15 protein-coding genes are annotated in these 22,558 nt (G+C 71.1%); 6 read left to right on the top strand and 9 right to left on the bottom strand.

The window, feature by feature from the left end:
- The first annotated feature begins 44 nt into the window (after nucleotides 1-44).
- The 3 genes from GPY60_RS02285 (at nucleotide 45) to GPY60_RS02275 (ending at nucleotide 2,822) form a co-directional block, all read left to right on the top strand.
- Nucleotides 45-1,613, top strand: coding sequence for a protein kinase family protein (locus GPY60_RS02285; RefSeq protein ID WP_156685944.1), 1,569 nt, complete (start codon nucleotides 45-47; stop codon nucleotides 1,611-1,613).
- A 65-nt stretch (nucleotides 1,614-1,678) separates the two neighbouring features.
- Complete coding sequence (locus GPY60_RS02280; protein WP_156685943.1) at nucleotides 1,679-2,110, top strand: hypothetical protein; 432 nt, start codon at nucleotides 1,679-1,681, stop codon at nucleotides 2,108-2,110.
- A 31-nt stretch (nucleotides 2,111-2,141) separates the two neighbouring features.
- Nucleotides 2,142-2,822 carry a thioesterase II family protein gene (locus GPY60_RS02275; RefSeq protein WP_156685942.1) on the top strand — a complete coding sequence of 227 codons (681 nt, stop codon included), beginning with the start codon at nucleotides 2,142-2,144 and terminating at the stop codon, nucleotides 2,820-2,822.
- Here the strand turns inward: GPY60_RS02275 and mtnA are convergent.
- From mtnA to GPY60_RS02260, 3 genes are read right to left on the bottom strand one after another with little or no spacing between them, the layout of a single operon-like run.
- The gene (gene mtnA / locus GPY60_RS02270; RefSeq protein ID WP_156685941.1) at nucleotides 2,779-3,786 is read right to left on the bottom strand and encodes an S-methyl-5-thioribose-1-phosphate isomerase; all 1,008 of its coding nucleotides are present in this window, start codon (nucleotides 3,784-3,786) and stop codon (nucleotides 2,779-2,781) included. The genes GPY60_RS02275 and mtnA overlap by 44 nt on opposite strands.
- A gap of 18 nt (nucleotides 3,787-3,804) precedes the next feature.
- Nucleotides 3,805-4,377: a cutinase family protein gene (locus tag GPY60_RS02265; RefSeq protein WP_156685940.1), complete on the bottom strand. Its 573-nt coding sequence runs from the start codon at nucleotides 4,375-4,377 to the stop codon at nucleotides 3,805-3,807.
- 9 nt (nucleotides 4,378-4,386) lie between these two features.
- Nucleotides 4,387-4,959, bottom strand: a complete 573-nt coding sequence (locus GPY60_RS02260) for a TetR/AcrR family transcriptional regulator (protein WP_156685939.1) — start codon at nucleotides 4,957-4,959, stop codon at nucleotides 4,387-4,389.
- A 92-nt stretch (nucleotides 4,960-5,051) separates the two neighbouring features.
- Between GPY60_RS02260 and GPY60_RS02255 the strand changes: the two genes are divergently transcribed.
- Nucleotides 5,052-5,480, top strand: a complete 429-nt coding sequence (locus GPY60_RS02255) for a nitroreductase/quinone reductase family protein (RefSeq protein ID WP_156685938.1) — start codon at nucleotides 5,052-5,054, stop codon at nucleotides 5,478-5,480.
- A gap of 74 nt (nucleotides 5,481-5,554) precedes the next feature.
- On the opposite strand, the gene GPY60_RS02250 is transcribed toward GPY60_RS02255, so the two are convergent.
- Nucleotides 5,555-15,232 carry a type I polyketide synthase gene (locus tag GPY60_RS02250; RefSeq protein ID WP_156685937.1) on the bottom strand — a complete coding sequence of 3,226 codons (9,678 nt, stop codon included), beginning with the start codon at nucleotides 15,230-15,232 and terminating at the stop codon, nucleotides 5,555-5,557.
- A 164-nt stretch (nucleotides 15,233-15,396) separates the two neighbouring features.
- Between GPY60_RS02250 and GPY60_RS02245 the strand changes: the two genes are divergently transcribed.
- Nucleotides 15,397-16,836 carry an FAD-dependent oxidoreductase gene (locus GPY60_RS02245; protein ID WP_156685936.1) on the top strand — a complete coding sequence of 480 codons (1,440 nt, stop codon included), beginning with the start codon at nucleotides 15,397-15,399 and terminating at the stop codon, nucleotides 16,834-16,836.
- Nucleotides 16,837-16,845: 9 nt separating this feature from the next.
- Here GPY60_RS02245 and GPY60_RS02240 read toward each other — a convergent pair whose 3' ends face one another.
- The gene (locus GPY60_RS02240) at nucleotides 16,846-17,097 is read right to left on the bottom strand and encodes a hypothetical protein (protein WP_156685935.1); all 252 of its coding nucleotides are present in this window, start codon (nucleotides 17,095-17,097) and stop codon (nucleotides 16,846-16,848) included.
- A 144-nt stretch (nucleotides 17,098-17,241) separates the two neighbouring features.
- On the opposite strand from GPY60_RS02240, the gene GPY60_RS02235 reads away from it, so the two are divergent.
- Nucleotides 17,242-18,012: an enoyl-CoA hydratase gene (locus GPY60_RS02235; RefSeq protein ID WP_156685934.1), complete on the top strand. Its 771-nt coding sequence runs from the start codon at nucleotides 17,242-17,244 to the stop codon at nucleotides 18,010-18,012.
- A gap of 91 nt (nucleotides 18,013-18,103) precedes the next feature.
- Here GPY60_RS02235 and GPY60_RS02230 read toward each other — a convergent pair whose 3' ends face one another.
- Genes GPY60_RS02230 through GPY60_RS02215 form a run of 4 tightly spaced genes read right to left on the bottom strand, consistent with a single transcriptional unit; the run spans nucleotide 18,104 to nucleotide 22,555 of the window.
- Nucleotides 18,104-18,916, bottom strand: coding sequence for an HpcH/HpaI aldolase/citrate lyase family protein (locus tag GPY60_RS02230; protein WP_156685933.1), 813 nt, complete (start codon nucleotides 18,914-18,916; stop codon nucleotides 18,104-18,106).
- Nucleotides 18,916-19,410, bottom strand: coding sequence for a MaoC family dehydratase (locus GPY60_RS02225; protein WP_156685932.1), 495 nt, complete (start codon nucleotides 19,408-19,410; stop codon nucleotides 18,916-18,918). The genes GPY60_RS02230 and GPY60_RS02225 overlap by 1 nt, the downstream gene beginning before the upstream one ends.
- Nucleotides 19,407-20,567 (bottom strand): acyl-CoA dehydrogenase family protein, encoded by a 1,161-nt coding sequence (locus GPY60_RS02220; RefSeq protein WP_156685931.1) that lies wholly within the window; start codon nucleotides 20,565-20,567, stop codon nucleotides 19,407-19,409. The genes GPY60_RS02225 and GPY60_RS02220 overlap by 4 nt, the downstream gene beginning before the upstream one ends.
- A complete protein-coding gene (locus GPY60_RS02215; RefSeq protein ID WP_156685930.1) occupies nucleotides 20,564-22,555 on the bottom strand; it encodes an acetyl-CoA carboxylase biotin carboxylase subunit in 1,992 nt (663 codons plus the stop codon). Before GPY60_RS02215 ends, GPY60_RS02220 begins: the two co-directional genes overlap by 4 nt.
- Nucleotides 22,556-22,558 lie beyond the last annotated feature (3 nt).

Here is a 22,558-nt window from a genome sequence, read left to right as displayed (position 1 = left end):
AGCCAGACGAAGCGATGACTGCCACCCAACCGCTCTCTCCTGACATGCCGACGACCAACCTGCCGCGGTACTGGGCAGAACCGCACGCCCCGAGCGAGGAAAGAACTCCGCTGGTCGCCGGGTCGACGCTCGCCGGCGGCCGGATCCGGCTGATGGTGTTCCATGGCGACGCCCCGCATCTCGAGTTCTGGCAGGCGCTGGACACGGTGACGGGCCAGCACTTGGCCGTCACGGTGGTGGACGCCGCGAACGCCCTCCCGCCCGCAACCGTCAACGTGATTCATTCGCGCACCGCAAGCCTGCGGGGCATCAACTCCCCCGGCCTGGCGCGAGTGCTCGACGTGGGGCGCGACCAATGCGGCCTCGTCGTCGTCGCCGACTGGACCCGTGGCGCCTCGCTGAAAGAAGTGGCCGATACGGCGCCGTCACCCCTCGGGGTCGCGGACGCCGTGTTGCCGCTGGCCGAGACGGCTGACGTGGTGCACGGGGCGGGGTTGGCGTTGTCGATCGACCATCCGAACCGCATCCGGGTCAGTGCCGACGGACGCGTGGTGCTTGCGTTCCCGGCGACGATGCCGAATACGGCACCGCGGGACGACCTTCGAGGCATCGGCGCGGTCATGTACGCGTTGCTGGTCAACCGCTGGCCCGGCAGAGGCGCGACGACGGAGTGGAGGCCGGTCGAGGTTGACGCCGAGGGCCGGATCCGGGAACCGGCGGCCCTCAACCCCCGGGTCCCGTTCCTCATTTCCTCGACGGCGGCAGGCCTGGTGCGCGACGGCGACGGAATCCGCAGCGCCAAGACGGTTTCGACGCTGCTGCGCGAGGCCGCCGACGATGCCAAGAACCAGGCGGGACCCTCGACCACGCGCAGATTGCTGGCACCTGTACCGCCCGGGTCCTACGCCGGCTTCCGGGATTTCGGCCCGGCGGAAAAAGCCCAGCTCGCGCGGCGCGCCCTGTTGAAGACATTCCTCGGGGCCTCGGCGGTGGTCGTCCTCGTGATGCTGCTGACCTTCGTCGACACCATCGGCCGCATCATGGGCACCGTGGACAACCACGCCACCATGAACCCGAACAAGCTTGGCCTGCATACGGAGTCGACGAAACCCGTTCCGTCGCCGACGCTCGTGGCGGCGCCACCGGCCACCGGCAACGGCACGATCAAGCCGCTCAGCGCGTCGGTCTTTTCGCCGGGTGGCTCACCGGACAGCCCGAAGTCGGCGGGGTTGGCAATCGACGGCGACCCGGCAACCGCGTGGTCGACCGACAATTACTTTGACGCTCAACCCTTCCCGAAGTTGAAGGAAGGGGTGGGCCTGTTGCTGCAACTTCCCGGACCCACCGTGCTGAGCGCCGTCACGGTCGACCTGGACAGCACCGGCACCGTCGCGCAGATTCGCTCAGCTCCGAACGCGACGCCCGCCAAGCTCGCTGACACCGCCGAGTTGAGCCCGCCCACGCCGATGCAGCCCGGGCACAACGTCATCCCGGTGAAGGCGGCCGCACCGGCCACCTTCGTCGTGGTGTGGATCAGCACCCTCGGCACCACCCACGGCAAGAACCATTCCGACATTTCCGAGATCACGCTGCAGGGCACCGTCGGGCGATGAGCGTGGCGGCTGGAAACGCCGCCCGAAAAACTGTCCGTATTCGCCCCCTCTGACGCTCCTACCTGGTGAGCGCGGCCGCCCAGGTCCCGCGCCACGAGGAAACGGAGCACAGCATGGACACCAATCCCTGCCTCGACGTGATTGCCGCGGGGCCGGCCAAGCGCAGGGCGACCGGACGGTGGGCGCTGGCTGAGCACCTGCGCCGGGCGCACGAGAACGCCGACCTCTTCGTGCGCTTGGCGCGAGAGGCGGGCATCGGCACCGACGACGGCGCGCACGCCCCGATGATCCCCTGCGTCATCGGCAGCGCGCAGAAGGCGCGGCAATTGTCCGACTCCTTGGCGCGGCGCGGCGTCATCGCCGACGCGATCGTCTTTCCCGCCGCCCCGGAAGACCAAGCGCGCCTGCGCTTCTTCGTCACCAGTTGCCATTCCCCGGCAGCGGTCCGGTTCATGGTCGCGGCGCTGGCCGAAGAACTGAACCGGCTGGGCATCTAGGGCGGCACGGACACGAAAGGCGGCCGAAGCAATGCGGTTGTTCTGCTTCCACCACGCCGGGGGCGGCGGGCTGGCGTTCAATGCCTGGGACAAGGCCCTGAGGCCGGCCGTCGAGGTGATCCCGGTCGAGGTCGCGAACCGGGAGCGCTTCGGCACGCTGCGGCAGCTCGTCGACGAGGTGAACGATCAGCTGCGACCAGCCCTCGACGAGCCCCACATGTTCTTCGGCCACAGTTTCGGCGCCCTGCTGGCATACCGGGTGGCGTGTGCGCGCGCCGCACAGGGCGCCGCCCTGCCGCGGGCGGTGTTCCTCTCGGCCTATGGCCCGCCGCACCTTCGTCCCCCGCTGCATGCCGTCGACCTGCTCGACGACGGCCAGCTGGCGGCTCTGCTGTCCGATCTGGGCGGACTGCCGTCGCAACTCACCCGATGGCCCACCCTGCATGCCCGGGCGATCGCCGTCACCCGCCACGATTTGAGGCTGTGCACGACCGACGAGGAGGAGGACACCGCGGAACTGCCGAGCCCAATCCACGTCTTCGGCGGCAGCGAGGACCCGCTCGTCAGCGAATCCGACTTGCGCGAATGGCGCTGGCGCACAACGGCCGAATTCTCCGTCCAGATCCTTCGGGGCGGCCACTTCTATCTGCGTGACCGGCCGCGCCTGTTCAACACGCTGCGGCCCCTGATGGCGACGGCCGCGGCGGCGTGACGGGCCGGTAGCGGCCGTGCTCGGTGACGACGGCGGTGATCAGCTCGGCCGGCGTCACGTCGAAGGCGGGGTTGAACACGTCGGCGCCCGGCGGGGCGATCGTGGCGCCCGCGAAGGTCCTGACCTCGTCGGGCGCGCGTTCCTCGATGGCGATCTCGGTGCCGGTGGCCAGGGACTCGTCGACGGTCGATGACGGCGCGACCACGATCAGCGGCACGTCGTGATGCCGGGCGGCGATCGCCAGGCCGTAGGTGCCGATCTTGTTGGCGACGTCGCCGTTCGCCGCGATCCGGTCGGCGCCGACCAGCACGCAGTCGACGAGGCCCCGCGCCATCGCCGCGGCGGCGGCGCCGTCCGGCTGCACCCGGTAGGGCACTTTCGCCTGCGCCAGCTCCCAGGCGGTGAGCCGGGCGCCCTGCAGCAGTGGACGCGTCTCGTCGACGAGCACCTCCTCGACCAGTCCGCGCTCGTGCAGGTGCCAGACGACGCCCAGCGCACTCCCCCAGGCCACGGTGGCGAGATGTCCGGCGTTGCAATGACTCAGCAGCCGCAGCGGGCGGCGACCGCAGAGCCCGAGGACGATGTCGGCGGCGTGGGCGGACGCGGCGCGGTTGAGCCGTTCGTCCTCGTCGAGAATCTCGAGCGCTTCGGCGAGCACGGCTTCGGCGCCCTCGTCGAGCCGCGCGAGCGCACGCGCGACTCCCCAACCGAGGTTGACGGCGGTCGGTCGCGCGGTCGCGACCCGCGCCGCCGCGGCACGGGCGTCGCCGTTTTCGCGGGCGGCCAGCACGACGCCCAGGGCGCCCGCGGCCCCGAGCGCCGGGGCACCGCGCACGGCGAGCCGGCGGATCGCGTCGATCAGCTCGTCAACGGTTCGCAGACGCAAGATCCGGTACTCGCCGGGCAGCGCCGTCTGGTCGATGATCGTGACCGCGTCGCCGTCCCAATCGATGGTCCTGCGCACCGGGCCGACCCTAGCCGGTCAGATCTTGCCGGCGGCGAAGCCGGCAGCCTGATCGACCAGTCCGGACCCGATGTACGAAGGCTGCAGGTGCGACGGCCAATTCGTGCCCCTGCCGCAGATGGGATCGCCGGGCGCGCACTGGTCGATGGTTCGGGCGGCGAACGTGGGGGCGAACCCCCGCGTGCCGTTGCCGAACAGCACCACGGCCGCGACGTGCTGATCCGCATCCCGGGGCAGTCCGCCGACGAGGGCGCGGTCGACCACCTCGGCGCCGAGCGAATAGCCGCCGAGCACGATCCGGGCGTTCGGGCAGCTCTTGGCCATCGATTGAATGTGGTCGGTGATGTCGCTCGCGCCACTGCCGGTGGTGATGTTGGCGGGGTAGTTGACCCCGTACACCCCGACCGACTTCGGCGTCTGCGCGCGCAGGGCATTGACGAACGCGTCGCCGACCGCGCCGACGCCGGGTGGCTCCTCCCGGCCGCGCGCGAACACCACTTCGGCGTCGGGGCACGCCGCCGACGCGACGGGTGCGGGCGTGACCGCCGAGCCAAACGCGAGTGCGGAGGCGAGGAAGGCGATGAGCCTCATGACGCGATGTTACGGCGTTTCGTCGACGCCGAGATTGCCGTTGATCACTTCGCTCAGGTGACGGCCGACGTCGTCGAGCGGGGCGATGGACTGCGTCGCGAGCGCGAGGATGACGGCGCCCTCGATGGCCGCGACGATCAGCGTCGCCAGCGACGACGCGCGGTCCCGGTCGATGCCATGCGCGGCGAGTCGATCGGCGAGGACGGCCCGCCACTCGACGAACGCGTCGGCGGCCGCCCGCGCGGCGTCCGGCGCTTCCGAGCGACCAAGGACCGCGGCGACGATCGGGCAGCCGGCCTCCATCTCGGTCGCGCTCAGTTGGCCCTTCCATTCGTCGATGAAGGTTTGGACCGCGACGGCGGGATCGCCGTCCCCGGCCGACCGGATGACCGCGGTCAACGACTCACCGGCAAGGCGGGTGGCCTCGGCGACGAGTTCGGCCTTGCCGCCGGGGAAGTTCAGGTAGACCGTCCTGCGGGCGACGCCGCTGTCCTCCAGCAGCGCGTTGAGGCCGGTGCCGGCGACACCGTGCCGTCGGACCAGTCCCGTCGCGCTCGCGATCAAGGCGTCTCGCGCTGACATATTCGGCATCCTTCCGTGAAAACTTCTTGCAGTATACCGATCGGTCTACTAGCCTCAATCGCATCGGGCTACTTTTCGACCCAGGAGGCGCCATGACCACCGTCGGCCACGACAAGACGCTGCGAAAGTTCCGCCGGGAACGCGCGCTCGGACGCTACGTGCTCAACCCGACGGTGAAGGCGCTGAGCAGGATCGGCGTGCGCACCAGCCTGGCCACCGAACTGGAAACCATCGGTCGCAAGACCGGCCAGATCCGCCGCGTGCCCGTGTCGGTCCAATTCGACGACCGTGGGGCCTGGCTGATCTGCCAGCACGGGGCCCGCTCCGGTTGGGGCAGGAACATCGCCGACAACCCGAACGTGCGTGTCCGACAGGGAAATCGGTGGCGCACCGGTGTAGCGACATTCAGGCCCGACGACGATGTGGTCGCGCGCGGCCGCAAGTTCGGCCGGTTAGGCGCCAAGGTGGTCAAGGCTTTGGAGACGACTCCCGTATCGGTGCGGATCGACTTCACCGACTAAACACGATCGAGGAGCAGGCGCCCCAAGCCTCGCCGGGGTTGCCGGCACGCCGCGGCAATGTCGGCGCGCAACCGCTAGCTGTCGATCTCCGCGTCCAGGGCGAATTCGGTAAACGTATGGAACACCATGTCGCGCAACTCTTCCCGGGTGTTCGGCTGGCCGGGGAGGTACGCGGAGATCCTGAGCGACATCTTGCCGCTTCCCCGCCCGGAACCCAGGAACAATTGGCCACCCATCGCCTCGAGCGTGCTCTTGCGGGCGTCGGGTTCGATCAGCCTCAGGTAGGCGCGGTCGGCGTCCGTGCCGTCGGGCCGGTTCGCCGCCGGGGACAGGTCACCGACGTTCGAGCAGGTGACCGGCAGCGCGGAACCGCCCACCGCCATGCCCGCGACTTTCCTGGCCACCCACGCCGGTGTCAGCGCCGCCAGCGGCAGCGGGGCCGACCACTCGTTGTCGGGATCCTCCATCGTCGCGAGGATCTCCCGCGTGATGGTGGCCTGGATTGCCCTGAGGTCCGTGGTGGCGTGGGCCGGATCGACGGGGACGTCGACGCTCGTGAGCGCGTTGCCACGGGTGTCGCCTTCGGTGCGCAGCGACACCATGAACCGCAGGGTGACCGTTCCGTCGTCCTGTACGCGGCCCATCCGCACCGCGAGCCGGCACGCGATCCCCGCGACTAGCGAGTTACTGCTTGCGCCAAGGCTTTTCGCGCGGGCGTCCCATGCCCCGAGGTCGACGTACGCGGTGACGCCGGGGACCTCCACCACCGGGTCGCCGCCGGAGCGTGCCGGGGCGGACGGCGCCGCTTTGACCGACGACCTGAGTTCGGCGCGTTCGTGCCGGGCCCGCCGCGCCACGGCGGCCAGCGCGTGCCCGATGTCGGGCAGGTCCCTGACGGTCTGCCGGAGGTCTTCACGCAGCGCCCGCCCGAGGGGGCGCGACCCGGCCGGGGGGTAGCCCAGATCGAGGGTCCTGCCCTCGGCGGCATCGGAGATCGCCTGACCGAACGCGATCGCGTCGACGATCGTGTGCGACGCCACGAGGCTGACCGCGGTCCCGCCGTCCGCGAGCGGGAGCACGCCGAGATGCCAGGCGGGTCCCCGCTCCGGATCGATGGGCAGGCGCGCCCGCTCGTCGGCCCACGCGCTCACCGCGTCGCGCGGCCGCGGCGTCGCGGCGATGTCGATGTCCTTCGACTCCGGGGCAGCGACCCAGCGGTCGCGCGCGAACGGCAACGCCGCCCGCTCGATCCTGCGCCCCAGCAGCCCCCGGCCGAGGTTGCGGTGGAAGCGCCGCAACCCGTCGAGGTCGACGGCCCGGTCGTAGATCCAGGTGACCTGGATCAGCGCACCGTGCACCGCGCGGGTCGCGAGGAAGGCCGCCTGATCGAGGTAGGCGAGCCGGTTGTCCACCGGCTCGGCGCCGGGCTCGCCGCCGCGTACTACCGGGACGGCGGGCGCCACGGCGTCGCTCAACCGGTCGGCCAGGTAGCCGGCCAGCGCCGACGGCGTCGGGTGGTCGAGGGCCACGGTCGCGGGCAGGGCCAGGCCGGTGGACTGATTGAGCGTGTTCCGCAGTTCCAGGGCCGTCAGCGAGTCGATGCCGAGGTCCTTGAAGGGACGGTGGGCATCGAGGGCGGCCGGATCGGGGTGGGCCAGCACCGCGGCCGTGGTCGCGGCGACCATCGCGGTGAGGGTGTCGAGCCGTTGCTGGGGTGTCTGGGCCGCCAACTGTGCGGACAGCGTGCGCGGGCTGGCCGAGGCGGCCTGGGGCCGGCTGGTGGTCAGCGCGGACAGAATCGGGTTCAGCGTGCCGCGACGGGCCTGCCGGCTCAGCGCGCCGGTATTGACCGGGCTGGCAAGCACATTGGAGCGCTGACTGGCGAGCACCGCGTCGAAGAGGGCCAGCCCGTGCTCGCTCGTGATCGGGGTCAGCCCGGTGCTCGTCAGCCGGGTCAGGTCGGCGGTCGTCAGGTGGCCGGTCATCCCCGAGGGGGTTTGCCAGTAGCCCCACGCCACGCTGGTCGCCTGACGTTGGCCGTGTTCGCGGTGGCGCGCCAGGGCGTCGAGGAAGGCGTTGGCGGCCGCGTAATTGGCCTGCCCGGGGCTGCCCAGAATGCCTGCGGCCGAAGAGAACAGGACGAAGGCGGCCAGGTCGCGACCGGCGGTGAGGCGATGCAGATGCCAGGCCGCGTCGGCCTTGGCGGTCACGACCGCGTCGAGTTGCTGAGGGCTGAGTTCGGTGACCACCGCGTCGTCCAGGAGGCCGGCGGCGTGGATGACCGCGGTCAGCGGGTGCTCGGCGTCGATGGTGTCCAGGGCCGCGGACAGGGCGGCCGGGTCGCTGGAGTCGCAGGCGGTGATGGCGACGTCGGCGCCCAGCCCCATCAAGCGCGTCCGCAGTTCCTCGGCGCCGGGAGCGTCGGGCCCGCTGCGCGACAGCAGCAGCAGGTGCTTGACGCCGTGCCGGGTGACGAGGTGCTCGGCGAAGATGCCGCCCAGCATCCCGGTGCCGCCGGTGATCAGCACCGTCCCCGCGGGGTCGAGCAGCGCGGGCGGGACGAGCACGATTTTTCCGGTGTGGCGGGCCTGGCTCATGTCGCGGAAGGCCTGCGGGGCGTTCAGCAGGCCGTAGCTCGTGGTGGGCAGCGGCTTAAGGACACCGGCGGCGAACATCTCGGTCAGCGCCGCCCATGCCGGACGCAGCGTTTGCGCCGGCGCGCTGGACAGGTCGTAGACCCGGTAGTCGACCCCCGGATGGGACGCGGCGACGTCGCCGGGCCGCCGGATGTCCGTCTTGCCGATTTCGACGAAGCTGCCCCCGCGCGGCAACAGCCGAAGCGACGCGTCGACGAAGTCTCCGGCGAGGCTGTTGAGCACGACGTCCATGCCCTGCCCGCCGGTGGCCTGCCGGAAGGCGTCGACGAAGTCCAGCGTGCGCGACGAGGCGATGTGGCCGGGATCGACGCCGAGCCCGGTGAGCACGTGCTGCTTGTCGGGGTGGGCGGTGGCGAAGACCTCGGCACCGATGTGGCGCGCGATCTGGATGGCGGCCTGACCGACGCCTCCCGCGCCGGCGTGGATGAGGACCCGCTGCCCGGCCGAGAGCCCGGCGATCTCGACCAGCGCCACGTAGGCGGTCAGGAACACGATCGGCGCCGACGCGGCCTGGGTGAACGACCAGCCCTCGGGAACGGGCACGACCATCTGCTCGTCGGTGATGGCGGTGGGCGCGAACGCGTTGTGCGGGAAGAGCCCCATCACCGCGTCGCCGGGCCGCACCGATGACCCGTCGGCGGCGTCGAGGACCACCCCGGCGCCCTCGCTTCCCAGGCCGTCGTCCGCGATGGCGCCCAGCGCCACGACCACGTCGCGGAAGTTCAGCCCGGCGGCGCGCACCTGAACGCGGATCTGCCCCGGGGCCAGCGTCGCGGACGGGTCGCTGGGCAGCAGCGCGAGGTGGGACAGGTCGCCCTTGCCGGTGGTGCCCAGCTGCCAGGATGGCGCGTCCGGCGGCGTCAGGGTCGGGACGCGGGCCAGCCGCGGGTGGTGGGCGACGCCGTGGCGCAGCGCCAGCTCGGGCTCGCCTGGCGGGGCCGCGGCGGCGAGGGCCGCGATCGCGTCGCCGCTCGCGGGGGTGTCATCGGTGTCGAGCAGGACGATGCGGTCGGGGTTTTCGTTCTGGGCGGTGTGGATCAGCGCCCAGGCGGCGGCGTGCGCCAGGTCGGGGACCCGGTCGTAGGCGCCGACGCTGACGGCCCGGTGGGTGACGACCATCAGCTGGGACTTGGCGGCCTCGGGCCGGGCCAGCCAGCCCTGCAGCTGGGCCAGGACGTCGCGGGTCAGGCCGTGCACGCGCCGCAGCGGATCGGACTCCTCCTCGCTTCGCGGCAGGTACCAGACCAGCACGTCCGGGACGGGGTTCACCGCGGCCGGATCGGCGTGGACGGTGCCGGCCGCGAGGGCGGGCGGAAGGATTTCGGGCTCCTCGGTGCGCACCGCCCACGCCGCCGGGGTCGCCGGCGAGTCGGGCAGGTCGGGCACCGGCGGCCACGTCAGCTCGAACAGGCTGTCAGCTACACCGGCCACCGACGGGCGCCCGATGTCGCCGGAGACGGCGCGCAGGGTCAGCGCGCCGATGGTGATCACCGGCGCCCCGGCGGGGTCGGTCGCGTGCAGCGCGAACGTGTCGTCGCCGGTGCGGGTGAGATGCACGTGCAGCTGGGTGGCCGCGGTGGCGTACAGGGCCACATCGCTCAGCGCGTACGGGAGCCGCAGGGACGCCGCGTCCGACACCGCGGCCAGGGGGTGCAGGGCGGCGTCGAGGAGCGCGGGGTGGATGCCGTAGCCGGCGACCTCGGCGCCTGACGGCAGCGCGACCTCGGCGTAGACGGCCTCGGGCCGAGCGGGATCGGTGCCGACGGCCCGTAGCGAGCGGAACAGCCCGTCGTAGCGGTAACCGCGCTGCGCCAGCTCGTCGTAGAAGTCGTCCGGGTCGACGGCCCGGGCGCCCGGCGCCGGCATCGGCGGTGGGCCGGCGGCGGGTTGGTGGGCGCTCAGCGTGCCGGAGGCGTGCAGCGTCCACGCGGCCTGCTGGTGGTCGCCGGAACGCGAGTGCACCGTGAACGGGCGCCGCCCGTGCGGGTCGAGCGGTTGCACCATGATCTGCAGATCGGTCGGCGCCTGCTCCGACAGGGGCAGGGCGTGGTGCAGGACCAGCTCGTCGATCGCCGGGCAGCCGGTCAGCTCGCCGGCCCGCAGCAACACCTCGACGAAGCCAGTCGCCGGGAACACCACCGTGTCGTTGACCCGGTGCCCGGCCAGCCAACCCTGGGTGCCTGGCGAGAGCCGCCCGGTGATCATCACCTGGTCCTCGTCGGCAAGTTCGGCGACGGCGCCCAGCAGCGGATGCTCGGCACGCTCCAGGCCGAGCCCGTCCGCGTCGCCGGTCGAGGACGGCACCAGCCAGTAGCGGCGGTGCTCGAAGGGGTAGGTGGGCAGGTCCACGGCGCGGGCGTGGGGGTACAGGGCCGACCACGACGGGCTGTGGCCGTGGTTGTGCAGCTGGGCGAACGCGGTGGCCAGGCTGTCGTGGTCGGGCCGGTCGCGGTGCAACGTGATGACCACCGACGACTGGGTGCGCCCCGCGGCCTGGGCCAGGGTGTCGGTGAGCGCCGGCGCCAGCACCGGATGCGGCGACAACTCCACGAACGTGTGCTCACCGGCGGCCAGGCGCTCGACGACGCGGTCATAGAAGCGGACCGGCTCGCGCAGGTTGCGGTACCAGTAGTCGGCGTCCATGGTGGTCGTGTCCAGCGGCTCGGCCGAAACCGCTTCTCCCACCGTCGAATACAGCGGGATGCGCGCGTGCGCCGGCTTGAGGTCGGCCAGCTCGGCGAGCAGGTTCTCCCGGACGGCTTCGACCTGGGCGGAGTGCGACGCGTAGTCGACGGCGATGGTCCGGATGTGCAATCCGTCGCGGTCGCAGGCCGCGGTGAACTGCTCCAGCGCGGTGGGGTCGCCGCTGATGATCGTGTGCGAGGGGCCGTTGACCGCGGCGATGCTCAACGCGTCGCCCCACGGTTGCAGGCGGGGCTGCAGTTCGTCGGCCGCCAGCAGCACCGACGCCATGCCCCCGGTGCCGCGCAGGGCGCTCAGCGCCTGGCTGCGACGGGCCACCACCTTGGCGGCCTCGGGCAGGGAGAGCACGCCGGCGATGTAGGCCGCGGCGATCTCCCCCTGGGAGTGGCCGATGACGGCGTCGGGTTCAATTCCGTAGTAGCTCAACACTTCTGCCAGCGAGACCATCATGGTGAACAGCACCGGCTGGATCACGTCGACGCGATCCAAAGAGGGTGCCGCCGGGTCCTCACGAAGGACTTCGCGCACCGACCAGCCCGTGAACGGGCGCAGCGCCTCGTCGCAGTCCTCGACGATGTCGGCGAAGATGCGGTTGTGGTCCAAGAGGTTTCGGCCCATGCCCGGGTATTGGGCGCCCTGACCGGGTAGGACGAAGACGGTCTTGCCGCCCAGGTGCGGCAGGTGGTGATGGCCGGTCAGCTGCGGGTGGGCCTCGCCCGTGCGCAGGGCGTGCAGCGCGTCCAGGAAAGCGTCACGCTGATCGGTCGCGGCGACCGACCCGGTGATGACCGCCCGATAGGGGTGGTGGGTGCGGGTGGCGCCCAGGCTGTAGGCCACATCGGTGAGGTCCAGGCCGGGATGGCCGACCAGGTGTTCATGCAGGCGGTCGGCCTGGGCGCACAGCGCCGCGGGGGTGCGCGCCGACACGGCCCACAACGGCAGGCCGAATTCGACGCCGTGCTGGGTGTCCGCGGGTTGCCCGTCGGCGTGCGGGGCCTGCTGCAGGATGACGTGCGCGTTGGTGCCGCTGATCCCGAACGAGGACACCGCCGCGGTGCGTGGATGGTCGGTCACCGGCCACGGCACCGGCTCGGTCAGGAGGCGCACGGTGCCCGCCGACCAGTCGATGTGCGGGCTGGGGTGCTCGACGTACAGGGTCGGGGGCAGGCTGGCGTGGTTGAGCGCCTCGATCATCTTGATCAGTCCGGCGGCGCCGGCGGCGGCCTGCGTGTGGCCGATGTTGGACTTGATCGATCCCAGCCACAACGGGTGGTCGGCAGCGCGGGCGGCGCCGTAGGTGGCGATCAGGGCGCCGGCCTCGATCGGGTCGCCGAGCGTGGTGCCCGTCCCGTGCGCCTCGACGACGTCGACCTCGTCGAGCCCGATGCCGGCGTTGGCCGCCGCCTGGGCGATGACGCGTTGTTGGGCGGGCCCGTTGGGCGCCGTCAAGCCGTTTGAGGCCCCGTCCTGATTGATCGCCGAGCCGGTGATGACGGCCAGCACCGGGTGGTTGTTGCGCTGGGCGTCGCTGAGCCGCTCGAGGACCAGCACGGCGGCCCCTTCTCCCCAGCCCGTGCCATCGGCGTTGGCGGAAAACGCTTTACACCGCCCGTCGGCGGCCAGCCCGCGTTGCCGGGCGAACTCGGTGAACACCGACGGCGTGGTCATCACCGTCACACCGCCGGCGAGGGCGAGCGCCGACTCGCCCTCGCGCAGCGACTGACACGCCAGATGCGTGGCCACAAGGGAGGAGGAGCAGGCCGTGTCGACGGTGAGGGCGGGCCCCTGCAGGCCCAGCGCGTAGGCGATCCGTCCGGAGGCCACGCTCGTGGACAGACCGGTGAGGGCATACCCCTCCACGCCGTCCGAGCCGCCCGCGCCGTACTGCTGCGACCACGCACCCACGAACACCCCGGTCTCAGAACCCAGCAGGGAAGTCGGGTCGATGCGGGCCGTTTCCAACGCTTCCCAGCACACCTCCAGCAGCTGGCGCTGCTGGGGGTCCATGGTTTGGGCCTCCCGCGCCGAGATCCCGAAGAAGTCCGCGTCGAATTCGGCCGCGCCGGAGAGGAACCCGCCGAAGCGGGTGTACGTCTTGCCCACCGCGTCGGGGTCGGGATCGAACAGGTCCGCCAGGTTCCAGCCGCGGTCTTCGGGGAAGGCGCTCAGCGCGTCTGTGCCGCTGACCACCAGATCCCACAGCGCCGCCGGCGAATCGACCCCACCCGGGAACCGGCACGCCATCCCGACCACCGCGACCGGCTCGTCCGTGGCCACCCGCGCCTCCGCCGCCGGGCCCGCCGCGATCGACCCGCCGAGCCGCTGGCCGAGGTGGGTGGCCAGGGCGGCCGGGGTGGGATAGTCGAACGCCAGGGTGGGCGGCAAGTCGAGTTCGGTGACGGTCTTGAGCCGGTCCAGCAACTCGGTGGCCTTCACCGAGTCGAATCCCATTTCCTGGAAGGCTAATTCGGGGTCGATGTCGTCGATTGCGCTCTGCCCCAGCACCGTTGCCGCCTGCTCGCACACCATGCCGACCAGGAGGTCGTGCTGCTGCCGTCGGAGCGTGCGCAGGCGCTGGGCCCAACCCGCGTCGGGCCCGGCGGGCGTCGCGGCGTCCTCGACGAGAGGGGCCGGCTTGGGCCGGCGGATCGGTACGTCCAGGCGGGTGAACTCGTCGTGCAGATACAGCTGCAGCGTGTCCCTGCGCCGGACCTTGCCGCTGGTGGTGAGGGGAATCGAATGGGGCGGCACCAGAACGAGATCCGCGACACCCAGGCCGTGCGTCTTGGATATCGCCGAGGTGATCTGACGCCGGACGGCGCCCAGCTTCTGGGCCACGGCCTCTTCGGAATCCCCGCTGGCCTTGAATTCGACCACGGTGACCAGCTTTTCGGCGCCCTCGTCGTCCGGCACCGCGACGGCCACGCAGCGGCCGGCGGTGATCGCCTGGATGGTCGCCTCGATGTCGTCGGGAGAATAGTTGCGCCCGTAGACGATCAGAAGATCCTTGATCCGGCCGACGATGTACAGCTCGTTGTCGGAGACGAACCCCAGGTCCCCGGTTCTCAGCCAGGGCCCCTCGGGTGTGCCGGCCGACGGGCCGACAATCGTTGCCCCGAAGGTGCGTTCGCTCTCTTCGGGCTTCTGCCAGTAGCCCTCACAGACGTTCTCCCCGAACACCCAGATCTCGCCGACCGTTCCCGGCCCGCACTCGATGCTGGTCTCGGGATCGACCACACGCACCGTCGGCGAGTCCGGCATGCCGTAGCTGACCAGCGGCGTGCCGTCCTCGTCGTCGCACGGCTCCGCTTGCCCGCCAGTCAGTTTCCCGGAATCGAAGAAGACGGTTTTCGGCCCTTCGCCCAACCCGCGACTGGCGACGTACAGTGTGGCCTCGGCCAAACCGTACGACGGCCGCAGCGCCTCGGGCCGAAGGTTGAACCGCGCGAACCGCTCGGCGAAGCGCCGCAGCGTCGGCGGGTTCACCCGTTCGGATCCGTTCAAAATGTTGCGCACGCCGCCGAGGTCAAGCCCCGCCAGGTCGTCGTCGGTGGTCTTGCGCGTTGCCAATTCGAACGCGATGTTGGGCGCCGCCGTGAACGCGTGGGGGTGGGTCGCCAGGCCCTGCACCCAGCGCGCCGGTCGTTGCAGGAACGACGCCGGGCTCGAGAGGACGGCGCGGAATCCGCCCAGAACCGGCAGGATGATCCCGAACACCAGACCCATGTCGTGAAAGAGGGGCAGCCAGGACACCACGGTGGTGTCGGGCGGGGGGACGCCGCCGTCCTGCTGGTAGTAGGCCGCCATGATCTGTTCGGTGTTGACCTGAATGTTCCTGTGCGACACGACGACTCCGGCGGGCGTGCGCGTCGAGCCGGAGGTGTACTGCAGGTGGGCGGCGCTCGGCGGGTCGACGGGATCGCCGGCCGGGACGCTGTCGGAGTCGAGGTCGAGCGAGTCGACTTCGACGATCGACGGAGCGCGCTCGCCGGGCTTCAACGTGACGTATTCGGCGATGTTGGCCGCGTACGGGGACGTCGTGAGGATCGAGGTGGCCGAGGCGTCGTGCAGGACGGCGTTGACCCGCTCATCGCTGGCGCCGCCGACCGGAAGCGAAAGCGGCACCGCGATCTGCCCGGCCTGCAATGCGCCGAGGAACCCGAGCACATACTCGAGGCCTTGCGGCGCAAGTATCACGGCGCGGTCGCCGGTCGACCCGCAGCGCTTAAGGTGCTCAGCGACGTTCAGCGTCCGCCGGTACAGCTGCGACCACGTCAGGCTCTCGGCGATTCCCACCGGGTCCTGGTCGTAATCCACGTATGTAAAAGCCGTATCACCGGGCCGCGAACTGGCTAGCTCCCGCAGCACAGCGGGTATGGATGACCCAACCACGGCTCGACCCTATACGGACGATCAGACACGGGGTCGAGAAAAGGGTGAAAGTGTTGCTTGACAAGTCGTTATCGACGTGCTTCGTGGTGCGTCGTCGCTAACGATCCGGTGACGGCGCGTGTGGCGGAGCGCCCGTCGGCGCGCCGTCGCCGACAATTCGGGGCATGACGGTACCGCGGGAGATCTCGCGGCAGACGTTCCTGCGGGCCGCCGCCGGGGCGTTGGCCGCGGGCACGATGGTCGGGTCCCCCCGCGCCACCGCCGAGCCCGCCCCGTCGGGCTGGGGCGCGCTCGCCACCGCCATCAACGGGCAGGTGATCACGCCCGATAACGGCCAGTTCGGCGCGGCGAAGCAGGTCTTCAACACCATCTACAACGACTCGGCGCCCGCGGCCGTCGTCGTTCCCACGTCGACGGCGGACGTGCAGAAGGCGATGGCCTTCGCCGCCGCGCACAACCTCAAGGTGGCCCCGCGCAGCGGCGGCCACTCCTACGTCGGGGCGTCCACACCCAACGGCGCGATGGTGCTCGACCTCCGGCAGCTGCCCGGGGCGATCAACTACGACGCCGCCAGCGGGTCCGTCACGGCGACGCCCGCGACCAGCCTGTATGCGTTGCACCAGGCGCTGGCGGCGGCCGGCCGGGGCATCCCGACGGGTACCTGCCCGTCGGTGGGAAGCGGCGGCCACGCCCTGGGCGGCGGGCTGGGCGCGCAGTCCCGCCACGCGGGCCTGCTGTGCGACCAGTTGACGTCGGCGACGGTGGTGCTGCCCGGCGGGCAGGCCGTGACCGCGTCGGCCAACAGCCGGCCCGACCTGTTCTGGGCGCTGCGGGGCGGCGGGGGCGGCAACTTCGGGGTGACGACCGCGATGACGTTCGCCACCTTCCCGACCACCGACGTCGACGTTGTCAACCTCAACTTCCCGCCGCAGTCGTTCGCGCAGGTCCTCGTCGGCTGGCAGACCTGGTTGCGCTCCGTCGACCAGAGCAACTGGGCGCTCGCCGACGCCACCGTCGACGGCCTGGGCACGCACTGCCGCATCATGGCGACGTGCCCCGCCGGGTCGGGCAACAGCGCGGCGGCCGCCATCGTCAAGGCCGTCGGGCTGCAACCGACCGGGACCGAGAACCACACGTTCAACTACCTGGACCTGGTGCGTTATCTCGCGGTCGGGAACCTCAACCCGTCGCCGCTGGGCTATGTCGGCGGCTCCGACGTCCTGCCGACGATCAGCCCGGCCGCCGCGCAGGCGATCGCCGCGGCGGTCGACGCCTTCCCGCGCGGCGCGGGCCGCATGCTGGCGATCATGCACGCCCTCGACGGTGCCCTGGCCACCGTGGCCCCGGGGGCGACGGCCTTTCCGTGGCGCCGCGAGTCCGCCCTGGTGCAGTGGTACGTCGAAACGGGCGACCCGGCGGCGGCCCGGAATTGGCTCAGCGCCGCTCACCAAGCGGTGCAACCGTATTCGGCCGGCGGCTACGTGAACTATCTCGAGCCGAACCAAGCCGCTTCGCGGTACTTCGGCGCCAACCTGTCCCGGCTGGCGGCGGTGCGGCAGAAATACGACCCGGGCCGGGTCATGTTCTCGAGTTTGAACTACTGATCCCCGGCACTACGGCGCCGGCGCGTACTGCCACACCAGCAGGTGCGCGCCGGTCATGGTCGGGCTGCACCACATCATGTGCCCGCTCGCATCGCGCATAGTGGCATTGCGCACCGAGCACGCGTCGCCGGGCGACGGCGTGGCGGCGTGGGCGATCACGATGCCGAGCGCGAACAGGAACGGGACCGGGAGTAGGGCCAGCGCCAACCGGAAGTAGCCGAGCTTCCTGTCGGAACGGGTGTTCTGTGCCGCGGCGACCATGTGGGGCTCCTCGAGTCGAGTCGGTGTTGTGCTGAGCTGACTCGAGCTTCGGCGGCCGGCCTCAAGGCATCCTTGGAGCATTCTTGGCGTCCGCAGTAGCGTCTGAACCGGACCCGGCAGCAGAACAAAACCGCGGAGGTGCCCATGGCCGAAACCGATCCGGTGTTGTACACCGCCGCCGATCGCGTCGCCGTCATCACCGTCAACGACCCCGATCGGCGCAACGCGCTCACCGACGAGATCTCGGGACTCTTGCGCGCGGCCGTCGACCGGGCCGAGGCGGATCCCGACGTGCACGCCGTGGTGGTGACCGGGGCGGGCAAGGCCTTCTGCGCGGGCGCCGACCTGGCGGCCCTCGGCGCCGCGGGCAGCGGGGCGGCCGAGGCGGGCTTGCAGAGGATCTACGACGGCTTCATGGCCGTCGGCAACTGCCGGCTGCCCACCGTCGCCGCCGTCAACGGCGCGGCGGTCGGCGCGGGCCTGAACCTCGCGCTGGCGGCCGACGTGCGCATCGCCGGGCCCGGCGCGGTGTTCGACGCCCGCTTCCAGAAGCTGGGGCTGCATCCCGGCGGCGGCGCCACCTGGATGTTGCAGCGGGCGGTGGGCCCGCAGGTCGCGCGGGCGGCCCTGCTGTTCGGCATGCGCTTTGACGCGGAATCCGCTGTGCGCCATGGGTTGGCGCTGACGGTCGCCGACGATCCCCTCGCCGCCGCCCTCGACCTCGCCGCGGGGCCCGCGGCGGCGCCGCGCGCGGTGGTGCTGGCGACCAAGGCGACGATGCGGGCCACCTCGAGCCCGGGATCGGTGGACAACGACCATCACGAGTTCGCCATGCGCACCGAGCTTGGCCCGCAGGTGTTTTCGCTGCAGTCACCGGAATTCGCGAGCAGGCTGGCCGCCGCGCAACGCCGGTAGCGGGGTCAGCGCGTAAAGGCCGCCGCGACAGCGACATCGGGCACACGACGCGCCGAACCGCGTGGCCCTGGTGCACGTCTCGGCGTGCGCGTCAGGCCTCCCCCGCCCGGCGGAGCATCGCTTCGGCGTGCTTGAGCACCGGCGAGTCGACCATCTGCCCCTCGAACGCGAACACACCGCGCTCGGTTCGCGCCGCGGCCAACACCCGGCGCGCCCAGTCGAGTTTCTCCTCGCCGGGGCGGTAGGCCTCCCGGACCACCGCAACCTGGCTCGGGTGGATGCACACGGTCGCGTCGAAACCCACCGCGACCGCGTCGTCGGCCTCTTCGCGCAGGCCCTCGAGGTCGCGGATGTCGAGGTGCACCGCGTCCAGGGCGAGACGGCCGAACGTGGACGCCGCCAGCAGGACCGTCGAGCGCGCGTGGCGGGCGACGTCTCGGTAGGTGCCGTCGGGAAGGCGACTGGAGCTCCCGCCGAGCGTGGCGACGAGGTCCTCGGCGCCCCACATCATCGCGACGGTGCCTGCGGCGGAAGCGATTTCGGTCGCGAAGACGGCCCCGCGCGGGGTCTCGATCAGCGCGACGACGTCACGTGGCGCGAGGGCGGACACCTGTTCGGCCGACTCCGTCTTCGACAGCATCACCGTGGTGTACGCGGTGGCGGCCAGCGCGTCCAGGTCGCGCGCCTGCTCCTCGGTGCCCGCGGCGTTGATCCGCACGACCGTGCGACCGGGATCCAGCGGTGTCTCCCGCAGCGCCTGGCGGGCGGCTTCCTTGTCCGACGGTGCCACACCGTCTTCCAGGTCGAGGATGACCACGTCGGCCGCCGCGGCGGCCTTGCCGAAACGCTCGGGGCGGTCGGCCGGGCAGAACAACCAGCCGGGGCCGGCGGCGCGCAGGTCCATCAGGACTCCTCGCCCGACGGCCGCTTCTGCACCAGCGTGGTCCGCACCGCGCGCGCGACGATCTCCCCGTCCTGGTTTCGGCCGACGTGCTCGAGCGTGACGATGCCCTCCCCCGGACGGCTCTTCGACTCGCGTTTGCCGGTGCACACCGTCTCCGCGTAGAGGGTGTCGCCGTGGAAAACCGGCTTGGGGAACGACACCTCGGAGAACCCGAGGTTGGCGACGATGGTGCCCAGCGTCAGCTGCGACACCGACAGCCCCACCAGCGTGGAGAGGGTGAACATCGAGTTCACCAGCCGCTCACCGCGAAACCCCGGCTGCTCGGCGGCCCACGCCGCGTCGAGATGCAGCGACTGGGTGTTCATGGTCAGGGTGGTGAACAACACGTTGTCGGCCTCGGTGACGGTGCGGCCCGGCCGGTGCAGGTACTTCGTCCCGATCTCGAACTCTTCGAACCACAAGCCGCGCTGGACGATTGACTTCGGGGAACTCATCGCAGCCCCAGCGAACGCGCGATGAGCATCAACTGCACCTCCGTGGTGCCCTCGCCGATCTCGAGGATCTTGCTGTCGCGGTAGTGACGCGCCACCGGGTATTCGTTCATGAAGCCATACCCGCCGTGGATCTGGGTGGCGTCGCGGGCGTTGTCCATGGCCGCCTCCGACGAGATCATCTTCGCGATCGCCGCCTCCTTCTTGAATGGCTTGCCCGCCAACATCTTCGCGGCGGCGTCGTAGTAGGCGGTGCGGGCCACGTGCGCGCGGGCCTCCATGCGGGCGATCTTGAAGCTGATCGCCTGGTACGAGCCGATGGGCTGCCCGAACGACTGGCGTTGCGTGGCGTACTTCACGCTTTCGTCGACGCAACCCTGCGCGACGCCGGTCGCGAGCGCGGCGATCGCGATGCGGCCCTCGTCGAGGATGGACAGGAAGTTGGCATAGCCCGTGCCCCGGGGCCCCAGCAGGTTCTCCTGCGGCACGCGAGCGTCGTCGAAGCTCAGCGGGTGGGTGTCCGACGCGTTCCAGCCGACCTTGTTGTAGGTCGGCTCGACCGTGAATCCCGGTGTGCCGTTGGGCACGATGATCGTCGAGATCTCCTTCTTGTCGCCGGCCACGCTTCCGGTGACCGCGGTGACGGTGACCAGCGAGGTGATGTCGGTGCCCGAGTTGGTGATGAACTGCTTGCTGCCGTTGATCACCCACTCGTCGCCGTCGAGCCGGGCGGTGGTGCGGGTGGCGCCCGCGTCGGAACCGGCGCCCGGCTCGGTGAGCCCGAAGCCGGCCAGCGCACGGCCCGCCGTCAGGTCCGGCAGCCACTTCTGCTTCTGCTCGTCGGTGCCGAAGCGGTAGATCGGCATAGCGCCGAGGCCGACGCCGGCCTCCAGCGTGATGGCAACCGACTGGTCGACCTTGCCGAGTTCCTCGAGCGCCAGCGACAGCGCGAAGTAGTCGCCGCCCATGCCGCCGTACTCCTCGGGGAACGGCAGGCCGAACAGCCCCATCTCGCCCATCTTGGCGACGACATCGTACGGAAAGCTGTGTTCCTCATCGTGTTTGGCGGACACGGGCGCGACGACCGTGCGCGCGAACTCGGCCACCGTGTCGCGGAGGTCCTCGTATTCCTTGGGCAGGGTATCGATGGATGTGGTCATGCTTCTGGATCCTTCGTCGTTGAATCGGGCACAAGCCGCGCCAGTACTTGATCGACTTTGACTTGGTCACCGACGGACACCAACACCTCCACCCGGCCGCCGGCCGGTGCGGACAGCGAGTGTTCCATCTTCATCGCCTCCACGACCACCACCACGTCACCCTCGGAAACCTCGGCGCCCGAGGCGGTTTGGACGGCGATCACGCTGCCGGGCATGGGGCTTAGGATCTCGGCCTGCCGCTCCCCCGCCGCGCGATGGATCTTGTGTTCCTCCGCCTCACGCACGTGCCAGGTCCCGCGCTCGTCGGCGATCCACAGATGGCGGTCGGCCTCGGCGCACCGGTATTCGCGGCGCAGCCCGTCGAGCACCACGCTCATGGCACACCCGTCGACGGCGGCGCTCGCCGGCCGGGCCGCGCCGTCGCCGACCTGAACCCGCGCGGCGTCCGTTGTGCCCCAAACCGATACGGTCTCGTTGCGCAGCGGCGTCTGCATCTCCGTGCGGACGGGCGCGCCCGCCCCGCCGAGCCGCCAGCCCGTCGGCGCCGCCCACGGGTTGCCTCCGGCGCGCCGGGACAAAGCCCACTGGCGGTACAGCCCAGCGGCGGCGAGCACGTCGTCGGGCGCCGCGAGCGGCGCGAAGTCCGCCAGCCGTTCGTCGAGCAGCGCGGTGTCGAGATCGCCGGCCCGCACCCGCTCGTCGGCCAACAGGAATCGCAGAAATTCGATGTTGGTCTGCACGCCCAGGACCGCCGTTGCGGCCAGGGCGCGATCGAGTTTCGCGAGCGCCTCGGCGCGGTCGCTCCCGTGGGCGATCACCTTGCTGAGCATCGGGTCGTAGTCGCTGCCGACCACCGTGCCGGCCAGCAGCGACGAGTCCACCCGCACCCCGGCGCCGGAGGGTTCGGCCACCTGCAGCACCCGGCCACCGGTGGGCAGAAACCCGCGCGCGGGGTCTTCGGCGTACACCCGCGCCTCGATCGCGTGCCCGTCCAACTCGACGTCGTCCTGGGCGAACCCCAGCTTCTCGCCGGCGGCCACCCGCAGCTGCCACTCCACCAGGTCGAACCCGGTCACCGCCTCGGTCACCGGATGTTCCACCTGCAGGCGGGTATTCATCTCCATGAAGAAGAACTCGTCGGGACGATCGGCGGAGACGATGAACTCGACCGTGCCCGCGCCGACGTAGTCGACGCTGCGGGCGGTGCTGCAGGCGGCCGCCCCGATGCGCGCCCGGGTCTGCGGGTCGAGCAGCGGTGACGGCGCCTCCTCGATGACCTTCTGATGGCGCCGCTGCAGGCTGCACTCCCGCTCACCCAGGTGCACGACGTTGCCGTGCGTGTCCGCCAGCACCTGCACCTCGATGTGCCGGGGCCGCAACACGAATCGCTCGAGGAACAGGGTGTCGTCGCCGAATGCGGAGGCGGCCTCCCGGCGGGCGCTGACCAGCGCCTCGCGCAGGCGGGCCGGGTCTTCGACCAGCCGCATGCCCTTGCCGCCCCCGCCCGCCGACGGCTTGATCAGCACCGGGTAGCCAACCTCTTCGGCCGCGGCGACGAGTTCGTCATCGGCCAGGCCGGGCCTGGCCACGCCGGGCACCACCGGGACGTCGAAGGCGGCGACGGCGTTCTTGGCGGTGATCTTGTCGCCCATCACCTCGATGGCCCGCGCCGGCGGCCCGAGGAACACCACCCCGGCTCCCTCGCAGGCGGCGGCGAAAGCCGCGTTCTCGGAGAGGAATCCGTAGCCGGGGTGGATCGCCTGTGCCCCGGTGCGCGCCGCCGCGTCGAGCACCTTGGCGATGTCGAGGTAGCTTTCCCGGGCCGCGGCCGGCCCGAGCCGGACGGCCTCGTCGGCCTCCAGCACGTGCCGCGCGCCGGCGTCGGGGTCGCTGTAGACGGCGACCGATCGGATGCCCAGCCGGCGCAGGGTGCGGATGACCCGGACGGCGATCTCGCCGCGGTTGGCCACTAAGACGGTGTCGAACATTTC

Source organism: Mycobacterium sp. Marseille-P9652, assembly GCF_902652685.1.
Classification (GTDB): Bacteria; Actinomycetota; Actinomycetes; order Mycobacteriales; family Mycobacteriaceae; genus Mycobacterium.
Note: the sequence above shows the minus strand (reverse complement) of the source record. Positions and strands in the feature narration are given on the sequence as shown.